This window comes from Phytobacter palmae, assembly GCF_039409775.1.
Lineage (GTDB): Bacteria > Pseudomonadota > Gammaproteobacteria > Enterobacterales > Enterobacteriaceae > Phytobacter > Phytobacter palmae.
On sequence record NZ_JBCIVJ010000010.1, the window covers coordinates 18161 to 43806 of the forward strand.

Annotated in this window: 22 protein-coding genes and 1 tRNA gene; 16 read left to right on the forward strand and 7 right to left on the reverse strand. The window is 49.9% G+C overall.

The annotated features are described in order from the left end of the window. The first annotated feature begins 36 nt into the window (after nt 1-36). From AAIG39_RS13390 to AAIG39_RS13440, 11 genes are all read left to right on the forward strand, one after another. A complete protein-coding gene (locus tag AAIG39_RS13390; protein ID WP_016807933.1) occupies nt 37-402 on the forward strand; it encodes a hypothetical protein in 366 nt (121 codons plus the stop codon). Nucleotides 403-486: 84 nt separating this feature from the next. Beyond that, complete coding sequence (locus AAIG39_RS13395; protein WP_016807932.1) at nt 487-1134, forward strand: hypothetical protein; 648 nt, start codon at nt 487-489, stop codon at nt 1132-1134. A gap of 75 nt (nt 1135-1209) precedes the next feature. Further along, nucleotides 1210-1812: a DUF3085 domain-containing protein gene (locus AAIG39_RS13400; RefSeq protein WP_016807931.1), complete on the forward strand. Its 603-nt coding sequence runs from the start codon at nt 1210-1212 to the stop codon at nt 1810-1812. Between the two features lie 67 nt (nt 1813-1879). Beyond that, nucleotides 1880-2227, forward strand: a complete 348-nt coding sequence (locus AAIG39_RS13405; RefSeq protein ID WP_016807930.1) for a hypothetical protein — start codon at nt 1880-1882, stop codon at nt 2225-2227. 81 nt (nt 2228-2308) lie between these two features. Continuing rightward, nucleotides 2309-3295 carry an ArdC family protein gene (locus tag AAIG39_RS13410; protein ID WP_016807929.1) on the forward strand — a complete coding sequence of 329 codons (987 nt, stop codon included), beginning with the start codon at nt 2309-2311 and terminating at the stop codon, nt 3293-3295. 105 nt (nt 3296-3400) lie between these two features. Beyond that, nucleotides 3401-4333 carry a DUF1281 domain-containing protein gene (locus AAIG39_RS13415; RefSeq protein WP_016807928.1) on the forward strand — a complete coding sequence of 311 codons (933 nt, stop codon included), beginning with the start codon at nt 3401-3403 and terminating at the stop codon, nt 4331-4333. A gap of 338 nt (nt 4334-4671) precedes the next feature. Next, nucleotides 4672-7230: an AAA family ATPase gene (locus AAIG39_RS13420; protein WP_016807927.1), complete on the forward strand. Its 2559-nt coding sequence runs from the start codon at nt 4672-4674 to the stop codon at nt 7228-7230. A gap of 11 nt (nt 7231-7241) precedes the next feature. Continuing rightward, nucleotides 7242-9098: a DUF2357 domain-containing protein gene (locus AAIG39_RS13425; RefSeq protein ID WP_016807926.1), complete on the forward strand. Its 1857-nt coding sequence runs from the start codon at nt 7242-7244 to the stop codon at nt 9096-9098. 310 nt (nt 9099-9408) lie between these two features. Beyond that, complete coding sequence (locus AAIG39_RS13430) at nt 9409-10917, forward strand: UvrD-helicase domain-containing protein (protein WP_026055876.1); 1509 nt, start codon at nt 9409-9411, stop codon at nt 10915-10917. 66 nt (nt 10918-10983) lie between these two features. Beyond that, nucleotides 10984-12603, forward strand: coding sequence for a TraI domain-containing protein (locus AAIG39_RS13435; protein WP_016807924.1), 1620 nt, complete (start codon nt 10984-10986; stop codon nt 12601-12603). Between the two features lie 60 nt (nt 12604-12663). Further along, a complete protein-coding gene (locus AAIG39_RS13440; RefSeq protein WP_016807923.1) occupies nt 12664-13695 on the forward strand; it encodes a tyrosine-type recombinase/integrase in 1032 nt (343 codons plus the stop codon). A gap of 195 nt (nt 13696-13890) precedes the next feature. Here AAIG39_RS13440 and AAIG39_RS13445 read toward each other — a convergent pair. Beyond that, nucleotides 13891-13966, reverse strand: a tRNA-Phe gene (locus tag AAIG39_RS13445). Nucleotides 13967-14148: 182 nt separating this feature from the next. Between AAIG39_RS13445 and AAIG39_RS13450 the strand changes: the two genes are divergently transcribed. Next, nucleotides 14149-14994 (forward strand): AraC family transcriptional regulator, encoded by an 846-nt coding sequence (locus AAIG39_RS13450; RefSeq protein ID WP_343194087.1) that lies wholly within the window; start codon nt 14149-14151, stop codon nt 14992-14994. Between the two features lie 44 nt (nt 14995-15038). Then, nucleotides 15039-15635, forward strand: coding sequence for a LysE family translocator (locus tag AAIG39_RS13455; RefSeq protein WP_343194142.1), 597 nt, complete (start codon nt 15039-15041; stop codon nt 15633-15635). Here AAIG39_RS13455 and AAIG39_RS13460 read toward each other — a convergent pair whose 3' ends face one another. The 5 genes from AAIG39_RS13460 to aspA all read right to left on the reverse strand — a co-directional run bounded on the left by AAIG39_RS13460 (nt 15636) and on the right by aspA (nt 21189). Next, entirely contained in the window at nt 15636-16211 is a 576-nt protein-coding gene (locus AAIG39_RS13460; RefSeq protein ID WP_090080859.1) for a transcriptional regulator, read from the reverse strand. A gap of 48 nt (nt 16212-16259) precedes the next feature. Beyond that, nucleotides 16260-17969: a protein-disulfide reductase DsbD gene (locus tag AAIG39_RS13465; protein ID WP_343194088.1), complete on the reverse strand. Its 1710-nt coding sequence runs from the start codon at nt 17967-17969 to the stop codon at nt 16260-16262. Then, the gene (gene cutA / locus AAIG39_RS13470) at nt 17945-18268 is read right to left on the reverse strand and encodes a divalent cation tolerance protein CutA (protein ID WP_090080864.1); all 324 of its coding nucleotides are present in this window, start codon (nt 18266-18268) and stop codon (nt 17945-17947) included. The genes AAIG39_RS13465 and cutA overlap by 25 nt, the downstream gene beginning before the upstream one ends. Nucleotides 18269-18349: 81 nt before the next feature. Beyond that, a complete protein-coding gene (locus tag AAIG39_RS13475; RefSeq protein ID WP_343194089.1) occupies nt 18350-19651 on the reverse strand; it encodes an anaerobic C4-dicarboxylate transporter in 1302 nt (433 codons plus the stop codon). Nucleotides 19652-19752: 101 nt separating this feature from the next. Further along, complete coding sequence (gene aspA, locus AAIG39_RS13480) at nt 19753-21189, reverse strand: aspartate ammonia-lyase (RefSeq protein ID WP_090080869.1); 1437 nt, start codon at nt 21187-21189, stop codon at nt 19753-19755. 337 nt (nt 21190-21526) lie between these two features. On the opposite strand from aspA, the gene AAIG39_RS13485 reads away from it, so the two are divergent. Then, nucleotides 21527-21991, forward strand: a complete 465-nt coding sequence (locus AAIG39_RS13485) for an FxsA family protein (protein WP_047372124.1) — start codon at nt 21527-21529, stop codon at nt 21989-21991. Between the two features lie 50 nt (nt 21992-22041). Here the strand turns inward: AAIG39_RS13485 and yjeH are convergent, their stop codons facing one another. Next, nucleotides 22042-23289, reverse strand: coding sequence for an L-methionine/branched-chain amino acid transporter (yjeH, locus tag AAIG39_RS13490; protein ID WP_343194090.1), 1248 nt, complete (start codon nt 23287-23289; stop codon nt 22042-22044). Nucleotides 23290-23554: 265 nt separating this feature from the next. Between yjeH and AAIG39_RS13495 the strand changes: the two genes are divergently transcribed. Together AAIG39_RS13495 and groL are read left to right on the forward strand one after the other, a co-directional pair. Next, complete coding sequence (locus AAIG39_RS13495; protein ID WP_007372708.1) at nt 23555-23848, forward strand: co-chaperone GroES; 294 nt, start codon at nt 23555-23557, stop codon at nt 23846-23848. 44 nt (nt 23849-23892) lie between these two features. Continuing rightward, complete coding sequence (gene groL, locus AAIG39_RS13500; protein ID WP_090080876.1) at nt 23893-25539, forward strand: chaperonin GroEL; 1647 nt, start codon at nt 23893-23895, stop codon at nt 25537-25539. Nucleotides 25540-25646: the final 107 nt, after the last annotated feature.

The following is a 25646-nucleotide window of genomic DNA, read 5'->3' on the forward strand; positions in this document are numbered from 1 at the left end:
ACGGGGATATCCCGTTATTTACCTGAGGATATACCCATGCACACAGACGTTTATACGCTTAAAACTCCACTGGACACGCTCAGCTGGCTTTGCCTGCTTGAGAGTGAACTCCTGAGCATCAGGGCATTTCAGCGTCTCGATCTTCATACGGACCGGGATGAAACGAATGAACTGACGTTTCTGGAAGATTCCATCATTGGGACCGGCACAGCTTATGGCTGGTTTGTCTTTTTACTCGGGGAAGGCGATATTCCGCCTTTGCCTGATACGTCTAAAAATCTGCTCTTCACGCTGGACGAGCTGGGAAAAGAAATTAACCGGCCCTTCTGGGAGAAGGCCGTGGATGAAGGTATCCAGGATGCCCGGTGTGATCGGGCTATAGCGGCTCTCGAACGGATGTAATCAGCAGACAGAACACACCCTGACGGGGATTTACTCCCGTCCGGGGGATAAATCCCCCCTTTTTTATTCGCGGAGGATTTATCGATGAAAAACCAGTTTTCTTCGCCGGCTTCCATGTCGGTTGTCTACACCATCGAGCATGTCAGCACGGTTCCGTTGCGACACTGGCATGCTTTCGTTCTGGCCGTCACAGAAACTTTCTGGCAACTGCCGGTGCGTCTGCGTCCGGGGAATACGTATCTGCCGTCGCTTAATCGCGCGGCTGACCTGTTTCCGGTTGCTGATGTCATGGCGTTTCGTGGCGACACAGGCGGCAGTGTCTGGCCGGTCAACATGACTATAGAGCGGGAGCGCAACCGCAATACGCTGAGTATCCAGGAGCTGGATTTTCAGCATCAGCCCTGCGATTTCTTTGCACGTATTGTGATGGTCCTGCTGCATAACCTGTGTCCGGACAGCTTCCGGATACATTCTTCAGACGAGGGTCGCAGCTGGGCGTTACCGTTACGCTGGATTGAACAACATCTCGGTCTGCCTGAGCAGCCGACGCTGACCGCGCCTCAGTCGGTACTGAAAACACCGGTAGGCGAGGGCGCGTTTGATTCCCTGCTGCTGCAGCTGCTCTCCGGTGGTGAGCGGGTGCTGAGCAATGAGGACTGGAATGCCTTCGTGCTGGCGGAATTCCATCTGTACGAACTGAAGCGGGTCGCGGAAAAATCTGACTCGTTTTAAACAGTACTGACTTTAACCCCGTCGGGAGAGATGACTCCGGACGGAGCGGCTCTCCCGTTTTTACAGGAGAGCCCCATGCTTTTTTTCGACAATAAAGACCTGACTAACGTCCTGCTAACCGCCCGTATGCAGGGAGGCCAGCTTCACCTGGCAAAGGATGAGGGTGTTTATCTTATGCCGGCCACCGGTGCCTGGCAGGGCAACGATCCGGTGCCGCGTATTGCGTATGCCGCAGGGTGTCACCCTCAGAAAAATGAGGACTGGTACGACACGGCACGCCTGCTTGCCGGCGGCGATGATTTCATTGAATCACTGTCGATAAGCGACGCGGTAGCCACCTCTGTACTGTCCGGCAGGACGGACCTGAGGCTCCTGATTACCGACACACAGATACAGGTGCTCACCGCTGCGACTGACCGGGTGAAAGTGGCGCAGTATCGCCAGAAGGCCGATCAGCTTTTGGCGAGTGCAGTCTGTCACTTCAGTGCCTGTGTCGGGCCTGATGAACTCTGCCGCTGGCGTGAAAACGCCGTGCGTCTGCTGACGCAGGCGGCCTTCATCAGCTGTAAGCGGGCGAAGCCTGAAGATCATCAAACTTTTCTGAACGCCTGTGGCAGGCTGCAGGCCAGGTTATCGCAGGTGACCCCGCAGGGGGCGCTGCGAATAACCGGACGTTAATTCACCCCGGCAGGGACTTTTCCTGCCGGAAAGATTCCTGCCTCTTTCTGAACCGAAGGAGGCCCGTATGGGACTGGATATTTTTCTCTACAGCCAGCACCGGCAGATCGTCGCAGTACCGGCACCGTATCATCCGGTGTGTGAACTGAGCCGCGATTTTTCACTGATTACCTGGCTGGATAAGCACGTCGGTGAGGTGGAAAACGCGACCTGTCTGGAACTGTCACGCGAGCATATTCAGCAACTGAAAGAGAGGCTGGACTGTGCGATTGCGACATTTACAGAGGGGAATGAGGATAATCCGCTTCTTCAGCGCCGGCTGCAGTACGTTTTCACCCTGCGTGACAGGCTGGAAAGCCTGCTCAGTGATTTTGACTTTGAACATGAATACCTGTGGTTTTATGCCGCATGGTAACTGACCTCTGAATTTCCCGTCGACGGGCGTATCTCTGCGCTCGCCGGCGCAGGGGTATGCCTCTGATTAAAGGTATATCTCATGAAAAAAACGACTTCACGCAAGGCGGCTCGCCGTCCGGCAAAACCGACTGACCTTTATCGCCAGATCACCGACCGCATTGTTGTCGCGCTGGAAAACGGCGTAGCGCCCTGGCGTAAGCCGTGGCGCGCGGCTGCCGGCAGCGGTCTGGCCGGTCTGCCCCTGAATGCCACAACCGGACGTCACTACAGCGGCGTGAATGTCCTGCTTCTCTGGATGTCAGCGGAAGAGCAGGGTTTTCGCAATAACCGCTGGATGACTTACCGGCAGGCGCAGCAGGCTGGCGGGCAGGTGCGTAAGGGTGAGAAAGCCACCCTGGCGGTGGTTTATAAGGACTGGACGAAGCAGGCAGAGGATCGCGAAGGTAACCGCCTTTATGACAGTGACGGTAAACCGCTGATGGAAACCGTGCCGATGCTCAAACCCCTGCAGCTGTTCAACGCTGAGCAGTGTGAGGGGTTGCCGGCAGAGGTTGCGGCTTCACCTGAGCAACCACCGACGGTGGATGAGGACGGCATACTCTGTCCGGACGTGATGAACAGGGTGATCCGGATGTTTAACGCCACTGGGGTTAAAAACCGGATGCTGCCTCAGAACCGGGCATATTACCGCCCGCTGACGGATGAAATTGTGATGCCGATGGCTGAGCAGTTTTTTACGGAAGCGGACTGCTGGTCCACGCTGTTGCATGAGCTTGTACACAGTACCGGTCATGCGAAGCGACTTAACCGGGAGGGGATAACCTCCTCATCCCGGCAGTTCGGGGACCCGGTGTATGCCTTTGAGGAGCTCATCGCCGAAATGGGCAGCGCGTTTTTGTGTGCTCAGCTCGGCGTGTTCGGTGAGGTTCAGCACGACAGCTATGTGGACCACTGGCTGAAGGTGCTGAAATCTGACAAAAAGGCCCTGTTCCGCGCCTGCCGGCATGCCCGGGAAGCGTCGGAATATCTGCTGGCACTGCCTGAAAGTCAGGCTGTGGCGGCGTAATTAACTTATCCGGTGACGGTTATTCCGTAACTGTCGCCGTCCCGTGAGGACACCGCTCCTCACGGGGCTGTGTCCTCTTTTTTTTATGAAAGAGGAGTATTCACTATGTCCGAATGGTGTCATAACCGCCTGGAAATCACCGGTAAATCAGTCTGCATCGATGTCATGCTGCAGTGGATAAACGGCACTGACGTACCGCGTCACCGCCACGCAGTGCAGCAGAGCATACAGCTGTTTCTGGCTGGCGCGGCGGGGATACTCAAGCCGGTGCGGACCACGTCGTATCCGCCCTGTCAGGGGCTGGTCCGTGCAGGCACCGGGCTTTCCACTGCGGCCAATCAGGCGTTTGAAAGCTGGCTGGCGCTCCTGCTGAAGGATGCCATCCTCGATGCGGAAACCATCAGAGCCGTGGACCGGCTTTATCACCAGTCAGGTCTGGGCGCGCTGAAATGGGAGAATATTCCCGACCCGGCACGTGAGGTTATGGCGGAGCTGATTGCCAGACAGTATACCGACTGGTTTGGTCTGGTCAGCGCCGGCGATGAGTCTCATGCTGCAACTGCCTGGGAGCGGCTCAGCCAGTATCCTGAACGCTCCCAGCCCTGCGATATGCTGGCCGTCATACCTACGCGGCTGGCAGCAGAGCTGAACGGCTCCGGGGGGCTGATGTCCGGTGTGTCGACCACAACCAGCCTCTACTGCCGGCAGTACGGCATGGAGTGGCCGGCCGGGCACAACGTCAACTGGCAGCGCCATACGCCTAACAGTCTTACGCTGCAGATGGATATGCCCTGGCTCCCGCCGTCAGGTGAGGTTGTCGGGGAAATCTCAGCGGTGTTTGACTGCGAGGTGCGTCACAGCTACAGCGAGCCCGTGAGCGGGCTCAGCGGTTACGACTGCTATGACGGCGGTGAGCATGTTGACGGACACAAAGGCGCGTCCGGCGCGCCTCAACCCGGACAGGTGCTTTATCTCGTCAGCGATGAGCCCGCTTCACCGGCTCAGGAACCTGCATCATATCGTGAGGTCCGGGGGTAAAAGCCTGTTCCTCCGTTGACTCAGCCACGGCTCTGCCGTGGCATTTTTTTCTCAGCCGACGGCCAGTTGACCAGGATATGCATTCCTTTTTATTGTGGCTTCAAACGGAATAATTAACCATTTGAATTTAATGATAATTCTTTTTGGCGAGCTAAGGAGTTCAAATCAATACCTGCCACTTACCAAAAACAAGAAGTTTTCAACTACCATCCATTGCTAAATGTTTCAAGTCGTTCTATAAGGAATGCTCATAATTAAGCTAATTCTTAATAATGATTTCAACATGTTAATAGTAGCATATTAATATTAACGTTTCTTATGGTTTCGAATGAGGTTCTATGAACAGGTTATTGGTTATAAAGGAAGAAAATCATACAGTTAACCCTGATATGGGGCTTGTGATTCCTGTTGCTTATCTTGATGAAAATGGAAATTATGAAAAAATTGATCCTAGCGATTTTCCTAATGGAGGAATATTTATTTCCAAAGGATTTTTGAATATAAGCCAGCAGTTTGGATATGATGAATTATTTATTCTTAATGAATATTACGAAAGCAATGATGATGACTGGAAAATTAATACAAGACATCAAAAGCATTTTGGACTTGGAAGTAAAGTAGAAAGGCTCGATAAAAGCTACTTTATTCCAATTATAAAATCTGCTCTCCCCGATATAAAAACAGGTTTCCTTGGTCATGATATTGACGCCCCTAGCGCTCAATTCTTTATTGAGAATGAGGGCTATGTATATGGACCGTTTAAAGCCTCCAAACAAGATAACAATTGGCAATTATCTCCTTTATCTACACCGTCACCCTTACAGCTTAAACAAGACCATATAGCAAGGTTTGATTTAAAGGAAATTATAGCTAATGATTTTTCTTATGAGTTAATTATTAAAGGTGAAGTTAGAAAATATATTAAAAATTTGAAAGACCTCTCCAGTTTATTGTTTGAGCAAAAAGATTACATTTCAGATACAAGGCTTGTTTCTTACTTCACCAAAAATGGATTTGGAAATGGATTTTCGAAAAATAAATCTCCTTTAGGAAAAAGTGAAGCGCAAAAGTTGTCGCAAGGGATTGATGAGTATGTTAAGAAGAATAAAGTATTAGAGAATAGCGAGCGTCTTAAAAGACTTAAGGAGCTACTTGGAGAATTTTTAGATTCAAGTCCATTCGGCCAAGAGATTGTTCAAGAGTTTTTAGCAGAAAGTAGGGATGGCAGGCTTTATTTAGATGATTATTTCAGCAAAAATAAAGACCTGCTGGTTAAGCAAAAGTCTAAAGAACTAGAGGAAGTTACTCGAGTACAGAAGAGTAAATTAAATAAAGAGATAAGTGATTTAGAAAGGCTAATAACAAATAAAAAAGCAGAATTAGATTCTGAATTAAAAAATGTTGAATATGAAAAGGTCAGGGCTAGAGAAGAACTTGAGAGAATAAAAAAACAGTCTGCTGAAGATGCTCATGACCTTCTCCTTCAAAAACAGCAGGCTTTGACGGAAAAAAATGCTGAGTTAGAAGAAAACATTAAAAATGCAAGCATTAAGCTTGAACAATTCTACTCAATGGAGTCTAGGGTAAATGATTATAATTCTCTGAATGAAGAAATAAATTATCTGAAAAGGCTTAAAGAGGATATTGAAAAAGACAAAGAATCAGCTGAGAAAGCACTTAAACTTAAAAAAGCAACTTTGAACTCTCCACAGCTTCTGGAAAAAACTGTAGAGATACAAACAATACAAAACCTCAAAACTCTCTTGAATGGTGGCAGGGCAAGAGAAAGCACGCCGAAAATATATAAAACAAAGATAAATCCATCAACTATCGAACTGAATAAAGAAAACAGAAAAGAATACATTAATTACTTAGTTGATTCATTTAGCAACGATAATGGAAGGAATTTTTCATTTGATGAAATGGCGAATTTAATTATATGCTTGAATCAATCATTCATGACAATTTTATCAGGCCCTCCGGGAACAGGAAAAACCTCCACGGCTATTAGATTAGCTCAAAATATGGGCTTGACTAATGGTGAGAATACATACAATACTAGTAACTTTATTAATATTCCAGTCGGAAGAGCTTGGGTATCAAGCCGAGACATCTTAGGATTTTATAATTCCTTAAAAGACGTTTACCAGCCAGCCCGTACAGGTCTTTATGAGTTTTTGAAGAGTGATCATAATCCAGATTATTTGAAAATAATTCTACTTGATGAGGCCAACCTGTCTAGCGTCGAACACTATTGGTCAGACTTTCTAGGTATGTGTGATCCCGAAGGAAGAAATAGAAAAATTGATTCTGGCATTCCATCTGAAGACGAAAGATATATTACCGTGGCTGATGGTGTGCGTTTTATAGCAACTATTAACAATGATGCGTCAACTGAACGTTTATCGCCAAGGTTAATCGACCGGGTACCCGTAATAGGTTTAAATCACAACGCAGAATTTAAATCGAACGTTATAAGATCTTTAGCATTTGAAGGCGCTGTGAAAAACGAATGGTTGGAAAGTTGTTTTGATGTGAGCTTATATGAGTCTTCTTTTACGACGGAAGAGGAGAACTTACTTGATGAAATAATAGAAATATTAAAAGCTCCTCTTACCAGAACTACTTCTGTTAGAGTCAGTCAAAGAAAATATAATGCAATGAAGAGGTATTGCTATATTGCTAATGAAATCGAAGGGTTACAAGTTCAGCCTCTAGATTTTGCAATAAATCAGCACGTTTTGCCATTGATTGAGGGGTACGGTGCAGGTTTCAAAGAAAGATTGCACAATCTTGAGCAAAAGCTTGTGGAGTTTGATCTTCATATTTCTAAAGCAACACTTAGAAATATAATAAATAATGGTGATATTTATAGCGAATCTTACTCTTATTTTTAGGATTGTTGATTATGAAAATTAAGGTTTCAATTTTAGGGGGGAAGCGTCAGGGAGATGCTTTTGAACTGAAGTTAATCGATGAAAAAATCAACTCATCATTATTCATTCTTGAAGATGAAGCTATAGAAATAGCCTTTACGAGTGAAAACTATTACGAAAAGATTTCTTTGTTATTATACGAAAATGAAGTGGAACCTACTTTAATCGAACGTGTAGGCGAGCTTTGGACTTACAGATGGCTTCCCAAAAGGCTAGGGCGTTTTTCATATGAATGTTTTTTCCATAATTACTATGGAATAGCCGAATTAGTACTTGAAGCTCAATACGGTGAAAGGACTGAACTTTTTAGTTTTCAATCGATAGAAGTTCTGGCAAAAAAGTTAAATGCAGAGCGAGTTGATAAGATGCTGAACTATATAGCAAAAATCGATAGTAATGCTCTTTGTGCTTTTTTCAGAGTAACTCGGCGGAAAGCAGGTTTCAAAAATGGGGATACTCCTGCTGAAATTTTACTAGAACAAATTGAAAGCATTGTCGAAATAACGACAACCCTGATAAGAAAAATAATACAAAGACCTATTTCTAAATTAACAAGTCGGGAGAAATATGTTTATCCGAGTGACAACACAAATATTGATGATTTGACGCTGTCATGGCTATGTAGCAACACTGATGAGCTATTTGAAACAGATTCATATGAAAGTGCAATTTTGGAGTTTAACGATGAGCTTTATGGGGCGAGAAAGCTTATTGAGCACCAGGCAGTAGAAGATTCTGACGTTTATGAAAATCAAGTTTTGCATGGTTTTGTTATGACTTTAATTCAAACCACTTCTTCTCTTCTTTCAGGCTTCAAAAACCCTGATAAGTATCCAAATAGAATAAATGGAAGCCCTTTAGGGTATGTTAGTTTTTTCTCTCAAATACAAAAATTTCAGAAGAGTATTAATGGGCGAAAAATTTTAAAATGCAAATCAATATTATCAGATTTACATTCTCTTAAAAGGATAATGGCAGAGGTGATGCCTGCAAAAAAAAATATAATCGGAGTGCCCACGTTTACAATGAAAGCCAAAAAGGATCCTTTATACCTTTCTGTTTTCAAAAAGATCGTTGACTGGTACCGATTTGGGAAACCTGATTGGAGTGTTCAAGAAGAGTTATTATCCATACAAAGCATTCCAAAATTGTTTGAATACTATTCTCTTTTCTATATAAGAGAGATATTAGGACAGCATATAGGCTCTAAATCCGCGCCCGAACCAGTTAATGAATCAATATCATTTGTTTTTAATCTTAGAAAAGGGGCTACTCTAAAATTACTATATGAGCCAAAATATTGGATGGCCACCCATCCCATGGCAGACCTAAGAGGTTTGGTTAACAGTGAAGGATGGACAACTTACAATGGTATGGTGACTCATCGTTCTTCCTCAGGGAGATTTTCTAATCGATCTCCCGACTTTGTAATACATATTAGCAATGGGAATGGTATTGACAAGTATCTCATTCTTGATGCGAAGTATACTTCTACTGATAAAGCCTTTTTACATTATTTACCTGAGTTAACGCTTAAATATCTTCATGGACTTCATTCTATTTCAGATGCAAATAGTTCCATCATTGGTTTGATTATTTTAAATCCTGATGAGAAACTACTCATTAGAGATTTCCATAATTCATCATTTGATATTTATTCGGATAGGCCAGCTATGCCATTTTTATTATGCGCTACCATTTCTCCTGGGGAAGAGTATATAAGTAATAATTGTTTCCAACATTCTCTTTTAAAGATGGTAACTCTTATGGAGCAACGTGTTAACACAGAAGGTCAAGGTCGCTACTTAATGAACGTTTTAAGTGCTTAGGGGGATTGTAAAGTTTTACATTAAATATCTCCTGAAGAATTCTATAGATAAAAATAGTGCGTGAATAGCGGAGAGAGTGAATGAAAGACCAATTAAGATAATTGATAGCGATTATTGTTAACGTCAGCGCAAGTTTGTGGATGTTGCTAACTTGTCATGTATACGTAGTATAAAAAAATAAGATCATCATTTTTACGCTCCCGCTCGGGGGCGTTTTTTATCTTTGAAAAAAGGGATCTGGTTTTTTCTCGAAGTGCACGCTTCCCGCTGTCAGGCTGTTTTTTTACATCTGCTGCTGCGGGAGAACACAGTGACCTGGAAAACAACAGCCGAACAAAACGCCATCATCGAGTGGAAGGGCAATCATCTCGTGGTGAATGCCTTTGCCGGTACAGGTAAAACCTCCACTTTAGTGAGTTACGCTGAAGCCAACCCGGAAAGTAAAATGCTTTACCTCGCCTATAATCGCGCTGTGCGGGATGAGGCTGAACGCAAATTCCCCTATAACGTAGAGTGTAAAACGTCGCATCAGCTTGCATGGGCCCGTTTCGGCAAACATTTCCGTGACCGGCTGACAGCCAGTCTGCGCATTACGGATGTGGCCAGAAAGCTCAATACCCGCCACTGGGCGCTGGCGCGGCTGGCGCTCAGCGGGCTGAACATGTTCCTCTGCAGTGCTGACCCCGAGCCGGGGCTGATACATCTGCCGTCTGAGGATGATCGCCACGGTCTCGATGCCGGTAAAATTCTGGGGGCAATACAAATCCTCTGGTATGAAATGAGCCGTACTGATTCAGTCTTTCCCGTCACGCACGACACCTACCTTAAACTGTTCCAGCTCTCTCATCCTGACCTGTCAAAACGCTGGGACACCATCCTCTTCGACGAGGCACAGGACGCCAATCCGGTGACCAGTGCATTTGTACTGAATCAGCCCTGCCGGGTCATTCTGGTCGGCGACCGTTACCAGCAGATATACCGGTTTCGGGGGGCAGATAATGCACTGAGAGCCCCGCAGCTGGTGCAGGCAGACCGGTTGTGGCTGACAGCGAGTTTTCGGTTTGGCCCTGAGGTCGCGCGGATGGCCAACATCCTGCTTGAACGTGCCGGAGAGGAAAAGCGCGTGACAGGTAACGGGGGGCAGGATGCTGTCGTCAGCAGCCTTCCGGCAGGGGCTGAGCATATTGCTGTACTGAGCCGGACGGTATCCGGCGTGATCGGCAGTGCCCTGACGGCGAGCCTTATGGAGAAAAATGTCTTCTGGGTCGGGGGGATTGAAGGCTACAAAACAGAGGAGCTGGAAAACCTGTACTGGTTCTCCGCCGATATGCCTGAAAAGATGCAGTCCCCGCGCCTCAGCCGGGACTACCGGGATTTTGATGAATACTGCTCAATAGCAAAAGCCACACAGGACGTGGAGATGAACCAGGCCATTCGTCTTCTCGATGACTTTTTCCCACTACCGCAAAAGCTGGCCATCATGCGCCGTCAGGTGGTAACCCATGAGAAAGACGCTCAGGTCACGGTTTCAACCGCACACCGCAGCAAAGGGCTGGAATGGCCGGTGGTAATGCTGAGTGAGGATTTTACTGACATTACCGACCCGCTTCTTTCGCAGGATGAGCGGCAGGATGAGACTAACCTGCTGTACGTGGCTGTCACCCGGGCCAGAAGAACGCTTGTGCTTAACGAACTGATGCGCTGGCTGAGCGATGAAGGCGGGAAAAACCGCGAGACGACGCACGAAAACGTACCGTCCGGAAATGGAGAGAGCGCCGACAGGCACGAAGAAACGGGAAAAACTTCTGAGAGTGAGTAACTGGTTTTTTATGGTGAAGCGCGGGGAGTGTCACAACACTGGGCAGCCCTATACCAGGAGAAAATCATGCGCGACAGAATCAGGACCCTTAGGTTTCTGTTTTCAAAAGGTGAACCGGAACCAGCACATCATGTATCCGCTGTCACACCTGCCGGCTACCACACTCCGCGTACGGTCGATACGCTGTGCTGTAGTCCGTTGAGAAAAACCTGCCTGCAACAAATATGGGAAAACAGCTCACTTCCGGCGGATGTTTATCACCGGTTTTATATAACGCCACTGCATGGCTTACTGGCCAGGGTACAGAATGTGCCGGCAACACAGCAGGGAAGGTGGTCGCAGTCAGACGGCTTCGGGGACCTTACGCTGCAGTTCACAACCTGTGCGGTCAGACTGGCCAAAGGATACATGTTTCCACCCGGAGCTGCGCCAGAAGAGCAGGCAGAGCAAAACGTGATGTGGAATGCAGTCATTTTCTGGTCTGCACTGTTCTGGCATTTGCCGCTCCTGGCGTCTCTGGAGGGTGAGCTGCTTGATGGTAAAAGCTGGCTTCCGGGAATAACCGTTCCGGACTCACCTTATCGATTTCGCTTCCGGGAAGCTGACAACTCCTCAGCTTTTGCAGCGCTGGCAGCAGGACAACTTGTGCCAGCAGAGGCGACAGGATGGCTGGCAGAAAATCCCGAAGCTCTGGGCAATCTTACCGGGGCCTTATGGAACCAGCATCCGGCGATGCCACTTATTAGAAGCTTAATGAAGCAAGCTGCTGAAAAGGTGGAATCGCCTTCGCTGGAGGTATCCGGGGCAAATGAGAAAGTTAACACCCTCATAGAGCCGGCCCTTTCAGTTACGCAAACGCCGTCTGATCAAGAGATTGAATCAGAACCGTCAGTAGAAGCAAAACTTAAAACTGCATCGCCAGAAGTTCCAGATTTGCAGGGTATTCAACTCGCATCTTCTATTGCACCGGTGCCGATGGCTGATGACAGCAATCTCGTCAGCAATGAAAAGGCAGGCGAGATTACGGAATGTGATCCAAACGAAACAGAGAAGGCTGATACAGAGATGCTGCTAAGTCTGTTCAGTGCAATTGCAGAGCCTGATATGACCGGGACTGAAGCATGTGATGAAGAGCCTTCAATCAGTACGAGAGCAGAAAGTGTGCCAGAATTTTCCCCCCTTAATGAACTAAGTCCCGAAGCTGATAAGCCTGAGATAAATCAGACAGTAGCAGAAGACTCTTTCCCTGAACGCGCTGTAGAGGATAACATCCCTTTACACAGCATTAACATTGACGCACAAAAAACAGTGATAAAAAAACAGACTGGCACTGAATTTGTCAGGTGGCTTTCTGAAGGACTTAAGAGCAAGCGAATTGATATTAATCAGCCTGATTCGAGGGCGCATGCAGTTGCAGGGTTCATCTTTCTCAGGGTTCCGGACATATTTTATCTTTACATCAGAGAAAGCGGAGCAGAGCTAAGCAGGGATTCCATACAAATTGAATTTGAGAAGCTGCATATTCACAGGGTGCGCAGGGGAGAGCGTTTTATTAAAGCAAAACTGTACCACTCGCCTGGCAAAGAAGGCACGTTTAAACCTGTAAGTGGATATCTTGTCAAGACTACACACCTTTTCAGAGGGGCGTCTTCCCCTGAAGACAGCGGGCTTCTGTCTTTCCTGTGAAGGAGGGGCAGTCCATGAGGGCCCTTAAGGGCAGCTTGATTTAGAAAAAGGAAATGCTGTATGTCTGACAAAAACCATTATACGACATGGGAAGAATTGCTTGAGGAGTACTTCTTCGCCCGAAACCTGCGAGCTGCAACAGAATGGAGCTACGCAAAGGTTGTAAAGGGATTCCTGAAATTTACGGGGGCAGACATAACCCCATCAATGGTTACACATCATGAAGTACTCAGATGGCGGCGACATGTACTCAGAGAAAAGCAACAATCGGCGCAGACCTGGAACAATAAAATTGCACATCTCAGGGCCCTCTATAACTATGCTATGGAAAGTGGTTTATTGCCTGCGGGCAAAAACCCTTTTAACAATTGCACTGTACAGCGGGACAGAAAGAAAAAGCGGACTTTAAACCGCTCTCAGCTAACCCGCCTTTATCTGATAATGCAGCAGGCTGAAATTGAATCCAACCGGAAAATTTTCGCACGTGGCGGTCGGAGTGCGCTTTACCCGGCCTGGTTCTGGATAACCGTCCTGGATACGCTCAGATATACGGGAATGAGGCAAAATCAACTGCTGCATATTCAGCTCAGGGACGTCAATCTGACAGAAGGTTATATAGATCTGCGCCTTGAGGGGAGTAAAACGCACAGGGAATGGCGCGTTCCCGTTGTTAAGCAGCTGCGTTTGCGGCTACAGCTTCTTCTTACACGGGCAACGGAGGCTGGAGCCGGGCCAAAAGATAACCTCTTCGATGTCAGTTTTTACATTGCCGGGAAAAAGGCAAAATTTGATAGGAATGATGTGACAGTGATGCATCAAAAGATCCGCTCCTTTTTTCGCCGTCTGTCAAAGGAATGTGGTTTTGCCGTTTCGCCGCACCGTTTCAGACATACCCTGGCTACAGAACTGATGAAAGCACCGGAAAGGAATCTTCAGTTGGTTAAAGATTTACTGGGTCATCGTAGCGTAAGCACAACAATGGAATATGTGGAACTCAATATGGACATTGTGGGAAAAACACTGGAAGAAGAATTGTCGCTGCACACAGATCTCTGTGTAGAAAGGGAATTACAACTATTGACACAAAACTGATTGACTGGGATTATTGCCAGTGATCGAGAACAGGGAGCCTGCGGACACAGGCTCCCTGACTTGAGGGACTGATTCAGAAACGTTAACCAGTGCAGATACGCCTACACCGGAGGACATTCCGTAATGACCGGCCCCTGTATTAACCGCCCGTTAAGGTTCTCATCTCTTAACCAGCGTGCTTTGATGCAAAATTAGTGGTGCCCGGACTCGGAATCGAACCAAGGACACGGGGATTTTCAATCCCCTGCTCTACCGACTGAGCTATCCGGGCAACGGGGCGCATTAAACCCTAATCCCCGTAATGCGTCAACTCTATTTCAAAAAATGCTGTTCAGTTGCTCAAGTTTGCGGCAGTCTGAGTGATTCTGCGCCACAAAATGGCGTATTGCACAAATCTTCCAGATTTTTTCCGCTCGGGGGAGTAATGCTGTTCCCGGGGATTTCGGAGGCAATATGGCTAATGACTGGCTGGAACTGCGCCAACATGCGGATACCGGCATCGAAACAATTCGCGCCCACTTTGAAGGCCATGCGTATGATCCGCACTGGCACGATAGCTATCTGGTGGGTATCACCCTCAGTGGTACGCAGGAATTTCATTGCCGTCGTGAACGTCATCGCAGTACGCCGGGAGATGCTTTCTTGCTTGAGCCTGGGGAAATTCACGATGGTGATGCACCAGTTGAAGGCGGCTTCACCTACCTGACCTTCTACCTTGATGAAGCGTGGCTGAGTTCCACCCTCCGTGGATTGTACGAGTCCGTACCCGACAGTTATTCGCTGCATTTTTCCCGCACGATGGCGCGCGAGCCACAGCTTGCTGGCGCCATCGCCCGGACCTTTCATGCACTGCACAGTGAAGAGATGCGCATTGTGCAGCAAAGCACCATGGATGATCTGCTCGGGCAGCTTACCCGGCACAGCCAGTGGCGTAAGCGCCTGCCATCACATCTGCAAAGCGCGGCGGTGGCTCATCGCGCACGGGATTATTTGCATGCCCATATGGGTGATAACATCGGCCTGTCCGATCTGGCCCGTGAAACGGGCACCGATCGTTTTACCCTGACCCGTTGTTTTAAGCGTGAATTTCATCTCTCCCCCCATGCCTGGCTTATTCAATTGCGTCTGGCCAATGCCCGAAGCATGCTGGCGCGCGGCGAACAACCGGCGAGCGTGGCGGCTGCGCTGGGATTTGCCGATCAAAGCCATCTGGGGCGCTGGTTCCAGCGTGCATATCGGCTATCGCCAGCCCATTACCGGAAACTTTGCACAAATCTTCCAGACGACATCACTAAATAACGCCAAAGTCACAGGACGGAGAATAAGGAGTCCCGCCTGTGAATATGCTCTATACCTACCTGCCATTTATGTTGTTTGCTTTTGTGGCGTCGATAACGCCCGGCCCAACCAATATTCTGATCCTTGCCAGCAGTCAACGCTATGGCATCAGGGCCACGCTACCTGCGGTGATAGGGGCATGTGTGACGGCAAGCTTGATTGTGTTTATCTCCGGGGCGGGGGCAGGGGAAATACTGCGGGGGTATCCATTGTTGCGTGAGGGGATGAGCTGGGGCGGTGCACTGTGGTTAAGCTGGATGAGCTGGCAGCTCTTTAGCGCACCGGCCGCTAATTTGCATGAGCAGAGTGGCGAACCCTTTAGCGGCAAGGCGGCGGCCATGTTACAGCTTATCAATCCCAAAACCTGGATGATGGCGCTGGCTGTGGTCAGCCTGTTTGCCCCAAACGGTGCGCATCCCGTGCGCGAAGTGTCGTTTTTGTCACTGAGCTTCCTGCTCATTTCGGTGATCTGCCTGGGCGCGTGGACGCTGCTGGGTAAAGCGGTAAACCGACTCTTTCGCAGCGCGGCATCGCTGATCTGGTTTCAACGGGCGATGGCGCTCTGCTTGTTGATTTCCGCCTGGGCCGGATTTATGCATTGATCAGGTTAATGCGCCGCCCTGACGACAACATGCAAAACGAAGAATATCTTCTGCCAGCTGTCGGGCGGTATCGACATCGGTCTGGCTGCGATTGACCAGCATCCGGCTTAGGCAGCCTTCCAGCACCAGTTCCATCTGTTTCGCAACCATGGTCGGATCGTCCACTTCCAGTTGCGTTAACAGGTCATGGGTGAAAGCGAAAGCGGCCTGTTTTTGCTGATCCGCCAGTTGATGTATCGGATGGTCCGGGTCAGGGTAAAAAGTACAGGCGGCGATAAACAGACAGCCCGGATAGCGATTATTGCTAACGCAATCCGTTAATGCCCCATAACGCGCCAGCAATTTTTGCTCTTTTGTCAGCTCTTCATTGAGTAATAACTGCCTGCGCCAGATATCAACCTGCTGGCTGAGATAGCGTAGCGCATCGTAAAACAGCGCTTCTTTATCCGGCCAGAAACGCAAAAACTCCTCTAACGGATAGTTGATTCGTTCCGCGACCATTTCTGGCGTGGTGTCGGCAATCCCTCTTAATTCAAATAACTGAAGTGTCTGACTTAAAACATCTTCACGTTGCACGGTAAGTTCCTCCGTTGTCAGAAGCCTGCGTCCCCAACCAAGTGTTGTTTACGGTGCGTGATTGCGCAAATGTGTGGTAAAGGCAGATGCATCCATAAAACCTGTGACCCGCTGTGCCGGTAGCTCCTGACCTTGCGCATCAAAAAACACAATGGTGGGTAAGCCCAGAACCTGTAAATGTTGCAGCAGTGCTTGATCCTGTGTGTTATTGGCGGTGACATCAGCCTGTAATAACACGGAATTTTTTAATGCTGTCTGAACCCGCGTATCGCTAAAGGTGTACTTCTCAAACTCTTTGCACGCCACGCACCAGTCGGCGTAAAGATCCAACATCACCGGACGACCTTTGGCCTGTGCCAGCGCCTGATTAAGATCATCCACGGTTTTGATGGTGGTAAACGGCAGCTGCGCCTGGCGTTGTGTTGTCGGCTGACCAAAGGCCCAGTCCTGCAACGGTCGTGCGCAAACCAGCGCCGCCCCTAACAGGATAATTTGCGCAATGCGCATCACCGGGCGAGTTGCGCCCAGACTGGCAATAAAGGCCCAGGCGAAAAAAGCGACACCGAGCAGCGACCATAAGCGTAAACCCCAGTTGTCGCCCAGTACGCGCTCAAGCAGGAAAATGGGTAACGCCAGAATCACAAAGCCAAAGGCGATTTTGACCTGCGCCATCCACGGACCGCTTTTCGGCAACAGGCGGTTGCCAAAGACGGTAACCAGAATCAGTGGTAACCCCATCCCCAGGGCATACAAATAGAGCGTGCCGCCACCCAGCCACAGATTACCGCTCTGGGCGATATAGAGCAGGATGGCGCTCAGTGGCGCAGTGGTACAAGGGGAGCAAATCAGTCCGGCAATCGCCCCCATAGCAAACACCCCACCTGCGGAACCACCTTGCTGACGGTTGCTCATCAGCGTTAAGCGGGTTTGTAGTGAGGAGGGCAATTGCAGGGTGAAGAGACCAAACATCGACAGAGCCAGCACAATGAAGACCACCGACAGGCCAATCAGCACATATGGATGCTGGAGTGCCGCCTGGAACTGGAGCCCGGCCGCCGCCACCACCAGACCCAGCGCGGTATAGGTCAACGCCATGCCCTGCACATAGATAAACGCCAGAAGCAGGGCTCGAGGCGTTGAAAGGCGTTGTTTGCCGCCCAGCACGATGCCTGAGATCAGTGGGTACATCGGTAAGACGCAGGGAGTGAAGGCAACGCCAATGCCAATCAACAGCGCCCACAGGGCGGAGAAGGGCAGTGCGGGGCTGTCGTTATTTCCCCTAACCCCGACACTCTCCCCGGCGGGGCGAGGAGGAAGGGCCGGGGCAGATGCTTTCACCTCAGCCAGTGGAATGACTTTTGTTTCCGGCGGATAACAGAATCCGGCGTCCGCACAGCCCTGGTAAATAACCGTCAATGTCGCCCCTTTGGCCGCCTGGGTGATGGTCACCGGCAGGTGCAACTGTTGGCGATAAATCTCGCTTTTGCCATAAAACTCATCGTTATGCGGCTCGCCGAAAGGCAGTTGCGGCGGTGTGATGTCCGCCTGTTGCGCAGTGAGTTTGATTTGCTGGCGATAGAGGTAATAGCCCTCTTTTACCTGCCAGTTGAGCCTGAGTTCATTCTGCTGCTGCTGAAAATCAAATATAAAGGCCTGATCGGCAGGAACAAAACTGGACTGTCCGGGGGCGTCAAATAAGCCGGCAAGGGCAGGCGTGCTGCATAACAGCAAAATCAGCGTAAGGATGCGTTGAGCCATGTGAGGTAATCGAAATCTCCGTGAGTAACCGGTATAGCGAGTAATTCTGGGGTCTGATAAGGGTGATGAGATTTTATGCAGGCGAAGAGATCTTCAAGATGTGCAACGTCGGTTTTGAGCAGCAACTGTACTTCATATTCCTGCTCCAGCTTCCCCTCCCAGTAGTACATAGAAGTGGCGCCAGGGAGGAGGGTCACGCAGGCAGCCAGTTTATCGGCCAGCGCTTTGGCGGCCAGCTCCTGGGCCGTCGCTTCATCCGGGGCGGTACAGAGCACAACAACAGTATCAGGCGTGTTCATCGGTAACCTCTTCGCAGCGAAAAGGTGACTATACCACGCACAACAAAAACGGGCCGCAGTACGGCCCGTTTTTAACCACATTTACAACACCAGGCCGCCAATCACGAAGCCCAGAACCACGCACAATGAGATGGCGATGACGCCCGGGATCAAAAAGGCATGGTTAAACACATATTTGCCGATACGCGTTGAACCCGTATCGTCCATTTCCACCGCCGCAAGCAGCGTTGGGTAGGTTGGCAACACGAACAATGCTGATACCGCAGCAAACGATGCCACGGCGGTCAGCGGGCTGACACCCAGCATCAGTGCCGCAGGCATCAGCGCTTTTGCGGTTGCCGCCTGGGAGTAAAGCAGAGTAGAGGCGAAAAACAGCACCACTGCCAGCAGCCATGGATAGCTGTTGAGCAGATTGCCGGCTACAGTCTGGATATCCTGGATGTGGTTTTTCACAAAGGTATCGCCAAGCCATGCTACGCCGAGGACGCAAATACAGGCGCTCATACCGGATTTAAAGGTGCTGGCGTTGAGAATGTCACCCGTGTTGATTTTACAGGTCAGGCAAATCAGCGTGGCGATGGTTAGCATGAACACCACAATAGCTTCGTTACGTGGCAACACCGGATTCGCGATAAGTCCCACGTTCGGACTGATAGCCGTGGCGTACAACATGACGGCGATAATTCCAATCAGGAACAGCAACACAGAACGTTTTGCATGGGGCTTGATCTCGAAAACTTTACTGCCGCGCAGTTTGATTTCCCCTCTTGCCAGGCGCTCCTGGTAAACCGGATCATCTTTCAACTCGGCGCCGAGGAAATTACATACAATGGCCGACAACATGACGGCAATCAGCGTAACCGGAATACAGATTGCCAGCAGCGTCAGGTAGCTCACACCCAGCGGTTCCAGAATACCGGCAAAAAAGACCACGGCGGCGGAGATGGGGGAGGCGGTAATGGCGATTTGCGAAGCCACCACGGCAATGGAGAGTGGGCGGGAAGGACGAATCCCCTGCTCTTTCGCCACTTCGGTGATAACCGGCAGCGTAGAAAACGCCGTATGGCCGGTACCCGCCAGGATGGTCATAAACCAGGTGACCAGCGGGGCGAGAAAAGTAATGTATTTCGGATGGCGGCGCAGCATACGCTCCGCAAGACTCACCAGATAATCCATGCCCCCTGCGACCTGCATCGCGGCAATAGAGGCGATAACCGCCATGATGATTTCAATAACATCGAAGGGTATAGCGCCGGGTTTGATTTGAAAAAAGAGCGTCAGTACAAGCACACCGAAGCCACCGGCAAAACCGATGCCGATACCGCCGAGTCTGGCCCCCAGGTAAATAGCAAGCAGGACGAGTACAAGTTCTGCAGCAAACATAATTTCCTTCCTTGTTGATGAAATGATAATGATTTTTTTTACTGCAGGCTAAAAAAAAGGCACGTCATGGCTGACGTGCCTTATGGATTTAGCCGTCAGTGTTACTGTTCGCTTTCATCGGTATAACGCTTCGCTTTATAAGCCGGATGCATCAGGTTCTGTGCTGAGAAAATATCATCAAGCTCCGCTTCGGTCAGCAGACCACGCTCCAGTACCACTTCACGCACACTCTTACCCGTTTCGGCGCAGATTTTGCCGACGATGTCACCGTTATGGTGGCCAATAAACGGGTTGAGGTAGGTCACAATGCCGATTGAGTTATAGACATAACCCTCGCACACGGACTTGTTAGCGGTGATGCCGCTGACGCATTTTTCCAGCAAGTTGTAGCAGGCGTTGGTCAGAATATGGATTGACTCGAACATGGCCTGGCCAATGACCGGTTCCATCACGTTCAACTGTAACTGGCCCGCTTCGGATGCCATGGTCACCGTGGTGTCGTTACCAATAACTTTGAAGCATACCTGGTTCACGACTTCCGGCACCACCGGGTTCACTTTGGCTGGCATGATGGATGAGCCTGCCTGCAGTTCCGGCAGGTTAATTTCGTTCAGACCCGCACGTGGACCTGAAGAGAGCAGTCGCAGGTCATTACAGATCTTGGACATTTTGACGGCCAGGCGTTTCAGCGCGCTGTGAACCATGACATAAGCGCCGCAGTCGGAGGTTGCCTCGATCAGGTCTTCCGCTGGTACCACCGGCAGATTACTCACTTCGGCCAGCTTCTGTACTGCCAGTTGCTGATAGCCATCCGGGGTATTCAGACGTGTGCCGATAGCCGTCGCGCCGAGGTTCACTTCCAGCAGCAGTTCGGAGGTACGCAGCAGGTTTTTCGTCTCTTCATTAAGCAGCACGTTGAAGGCGTGGAACTCTTGTCCCAGCGTCATCGGAACGGCGTCCTGCAACTGCGTACGGCCCATTTTCAGGATGTCGCGGAATTCATCCGCTTTGTGTTCAAAACCTTCACCCAACTGAGTGATGGCATCGACCAGCTTGAGGATGGAGGTATATACCGCGATACGAAAACCGGTCGGGTAGGCGTCGTTAGTGGACTGACATTTATTGACGTGATCGTTAGGGTTGAGGTACTGGTATTCGCCTTTCTGGTGGCCCATTAACTCCAGACCAATGTTTGCCAGTACTTCGTTGGTGTTCATGTTCACCGAAGTGCCCGCGCCGCCCTGATAGACGTCGACCGGGAACTGGTCCATACATTTGCCGTTATTCAGGACTTCATCACATGCCGCCACGATGGTGTTCGCAATGCTCTTCGGAATGGTGTGCAGCTCCTTGTTGGCAAGTGCAGCCGCTTTTTTCACCATTACCATTCCCCGGACAAACTCAGGGATATCGCTGATTTTACTGTTACTAATGTAGAAGTTCTCAATCGCTCTAAGAGTATGTACACCATAATAGGCATCCGCTGGAACTTCCCTTGTGCCCAACAAATCTTCTTCGATACGAATGTTGTTTAACATGTGAACCTTCTTTATCAAGCTACGAATGAATACACCAAACACACAGTATATATGTGGTTATGTGTGATTTCGGGCCGACGATTATCTCCTTAATCGGCCAGATATCTGCGATCATATGCTGATCCGAGCGAAAAGCCGTAATCTGGATCACTTATTATCTTAGCCGTTTTATCAGAATCATTAATCTGTGAAATGAATCACCGCTAGCGCTGCGCTGGAAAAAATAGTTGCCGGGGAAAATTGAATTTTCTCGCGTTCGCCACCATCTCACTTAACATGCGAATCGCAAAAATTTACCGACAGGCGCCAGTGGCGTCTGTTCACTGAGGAGAAACCAGTGCGCTGGATACCGCTACTTGCTGTTTTTTTATACGTTTACATTGAGATATCGATCTTCATCCAGGTGGCGCATGTCTTTGGCGTGCTGATGACGCTTATCCTGGTGATTTTTACCTCGGTTATCGGCATGTCTCTGGTGCGTAATCAGGGCTTCAAAAATTTCCTGTTGATGCAGCAAAAGCTGGCGGCAGGGGAAAGCCCGGCGGCCGAAATGATTAAAAGCGTGTCGCTGATTATTGCAGGCCTGCTGCTGGTGCTGCCGGGATTCTTTACCGATTTCCTTGGCTTACTGCTGCTGTTACCGCCGGTACAAAAGCATCTTACGCTTAAGTTGATGCCGCATTTACGTTTTTCTCGTATGCCGGGCGGCGGATTCAGCACCGGGCCTGGTAATACTTTTGAAGGGGAATACCAGCGCAAAGATGATCCGCGCGACCGTCTGGACAACAAAGACGATCGCTAAACATAGCGACGCTTTTCTGTAGCCCGGAAAAGGCGATGTCGCCTTCCGGGTTATGACCGCTGAACCACTACGTCGCGCCTGGGTAAAAAGGCCCACAATCCTGCCAGCATCACAATCGCATACAGACTCTTCCAGCCAGGAATGACCAGCAGCAATAAGCACAGAATGCTCCCCACCCAGGCCAGCACTTTATAATGCCCTTTCAACAGACGGCATCCTGCCAGCATGCACAGCAAGTAAATCAGAATGAAAATGCCATTGGCATAAATGATGAGTGTGTCGAGATTAATGGCAAACGCGTAGATACCGAGCGTACAGATAACGCAGCAAGTCAGGACGGCATTAAGCGCATTAAGCGGGATTTGTCGGGAGGATAAACGCGCCAGCGGGCTTTGCGGCTTGTATTGCGCCTGCGACCAGACCAGCCGGGCGAAACTTTGAATATAGATATTCAGGCTGGCAAAACAGGCCAGGTAACCGATGATGCAGGCAATCCACTGTGCCTGCTTGCCGAACAGTTCAACGACAATGATTGGTAAGGAGGCCGCGGCCCCTGCGCTATGCCAAAGCGGGAAATGAAGCACCACCACGGTACAGGCCCAGTAAACTGAGCCTGCCAGGACCAGGCCAATCATTAGCGCGCGGGGGAAGTCGCGTTCCGGATGCTTAAATTCCGAAGCCAGATGGGCAAAGGCTTCCAGGCCGACAAAGCACCAGAACATCACGGCCAGTGAAGCGGTCATGCCGGAGAGGGGAACTTCTGCCGGAGCCGGGAAAGACAGGGCGCTAAAGGAGAGTCCGCCACGCCACCAGATGGCAACAATCAATGCGACGATAAGCCCGGCGATGATGGATTGCAGGTTGGCGCTGGAGCCAGCACCGCGCGTTCCAGTTAGCCAGATGATCGCCAGAGTGGTCAGTTCGACTATCAGCAGTTGCGCTCCCTGCCAGCCAAACATGCCCTGCCAGAAACCGGCAGCGATATGCAGTGCAGCGGGTAACCCAACCGGGATCACCGACAGAAACAGCCACCCGGTGACGCGCTCCAGCCGTGAACCAAACGCCATACCGACAAAGTGGGCGACGCCGCCCGCGCTGGGAAACTGCCGACCAAGAACGGCGAAGACGATAGCGACCGGAAAGACCAGCAGAATGAGCAGAGGCCAGGCCCACAGGCTGCTGTCGCCTGCCGCCAGCGCAGCCAGCGCCGGGACAGCAAAAACGCCTGTGCCCAGTAATGATGTTGAAAGTAATCCAATTCCCTGAGCCAATCCCAGTTCCTGTTTCAGTCCACTCATGGCCTGTATCCCGCACGTCATCGCAATGTAAAGAGGGATAATGCTAACACAATCAATTTTACTTATGGCCGTTGGTACGCCTGCCTCTTCTCATGGATTGCGTTTTCCTTTTCTTGCTCGTCAGGGAATTTATGCGAATTTTTTTTAAAGTCCCCCCTTGAAGGGGGAAAAACCCATCCCCATCTCTCTGGTCACCAGCCGGAGAACCGATTGCGGGCCGGCGTCACCCATAACTGATAATGACTTTCTCAAAGGAGAGCTATCAATGAGTATTCGTCCGTTACATGATCGTGTGATCGTCAAACGTAAAGAAGTTGAATCTAAATCTGCTGGCGGCATCGTTCTGACCGGTTCTGCAGCAGGCAAATCAACTCGTGGCGAAATCATCGCTGTCGGTAAGGGCCGCATCCTGGAAAACGGTACAGTGCAGCCACTGGACGTTAAAGTGGGCGACATCGTGATTTTCAATGATGGTTACGGTGTTAAAGCTGAGAAGATCGACAATGAAGAAGTGTTGATCATGTCCGAAAGCGACATTCTGGCAATTGTTGAAGCGTAATCCGCGAACGACACTGAACATACGAATTTAAGGGAAAGATTAAAATGGCAGCTAAAGACGTAAAATTCGGTAACGACGCTCGTGTGAAAATGCTGCGCGGCGTAAACGTACTGGCAGACGCAGTTAAAGTGACCCTGGGCCCGAAAGGCCGTAACGTAGTGCTGGATAAATCCTTCGGCGCGCCGACCATCACCAAAGATGGTGTTTCTGTAGCACGTGAAATCGAACTGGAAGACAAGTTCGAGAACATGGGTGCGCAGATGGTTAAAGAAGTGGCCTCCAAAGCGAACGACGCTGCAGGCGACGGTACTACCACTGCAACCGTACTGGCACAGGCTATCATCACCGAAGGCCTGAAAGCTGTTGCTGCGGGCATGAACCCGATGGACCTGAAACGTGGTATCGACAAAGCCGTTCTGGCCGCTGTGGAAGAGCTGAAAGCACTGTCTGTACCGTGCTCTGACTCTAAAGCGATTGCTCAGGTTGGTACTATCTCCGCTAACTCCGACGAAACCGTAGGTAAACTGATCGCAGAAGCGATGGACAAAGTCGGTAAAGAAGGCGTGATCACCGTTGAAGACGGTACCGGTCTGCAGGACGAACTGGACGTGGTTGAAGGTATGCAGTTTGACCGCGGTTACCTGTCCCCTTACTTCATCAACAAGCCGGAAACGGGCGCTGTAGAACTGGAAAGCCCATTCATCCTGCTGGCTGACAAAAAAATCTCCAACATCCGCGAAATGCTGCCGGTTCTGGAAGCCGTTGCGAAAGCAGGCAAACCGCTGCTGATCATCGCTGAAGATGTTGAAGGCGAAGCGCTGGCAACTCTGGTGGTTAACACCATGCGTGGCATCGTGAAAGTCGCTGCGGTTAAAGCACCGGGCTTCGGTGATCGCCGTAAAGCGATGCTGCAGGATATCGCAACCCTGACTGGCGGTACCGTTATCTCCGAAGAGATCGGTATGGAACTGGAAAAAGCCACTCTGGAAGACCTGGGTCAGGCGAAACGCGTTGTGATCAACAAAGACACCACCACCATCATTGATGGCGTGGGCGACGAAGCGGCAATTCAGGGCCGTGTTGGTCAGATTCGTCAGCAGATCGAAGAAGCCACTTCCGACTACGACCGTGAAAAACTGCAAGAGCGCGTAGCTAAACTGGCTGGCGGCGTTGCGGTTATCAAAGTCGGTGCGGCTACCGAAGTTGAAATGAAAGAGAAGAAAGCACGCGTTGAAGATGCCCTGCACGCGACCCGTGCTGCGGTAGAAGAAGGCGTGGTTGCCGGTGGTGGTGTTGCGCTGATTCGTGTTGCAAGCAAAATCGCTGGCCTGAAAGGTCAGAACGAAGACCAGAACGTGGGTATCAAAGTTGCGCTGCGCGCAATGGAAGCTCCGCTGCGTCAGATCGTGCTGAACTGCGGCGAAGAGCCGTCTGTTGTTGCTAACACTGTTAAAGGCGGTGACGGCAACTACGGTTACAACGCTGCAACCGAAGAATACGGTAACATGATCGACATGGGTATCCTGGATCCAACTAAAGTGACCCGTTCTGCTCTGCAGTACGCAGCCTCTGTAGCCGGTCTGATGATCACTACCGAGTGCATGGTAACCGACCTGCCGAAAGGCGACGCGCCTGACTTAGGTGCTGCCGGTGGTATGGGCGGCATGGGCGGTATGGGCGGCATGATGTAATTTAATCTTCATATTTCAGGCCGCAGTTGCGTTGGCTGCGTTCCTTCACCCCAGTCGCTTACTTATGTAAGCGACTGGGTGTTCACGAACTTGCTGCCTGCCTGCAA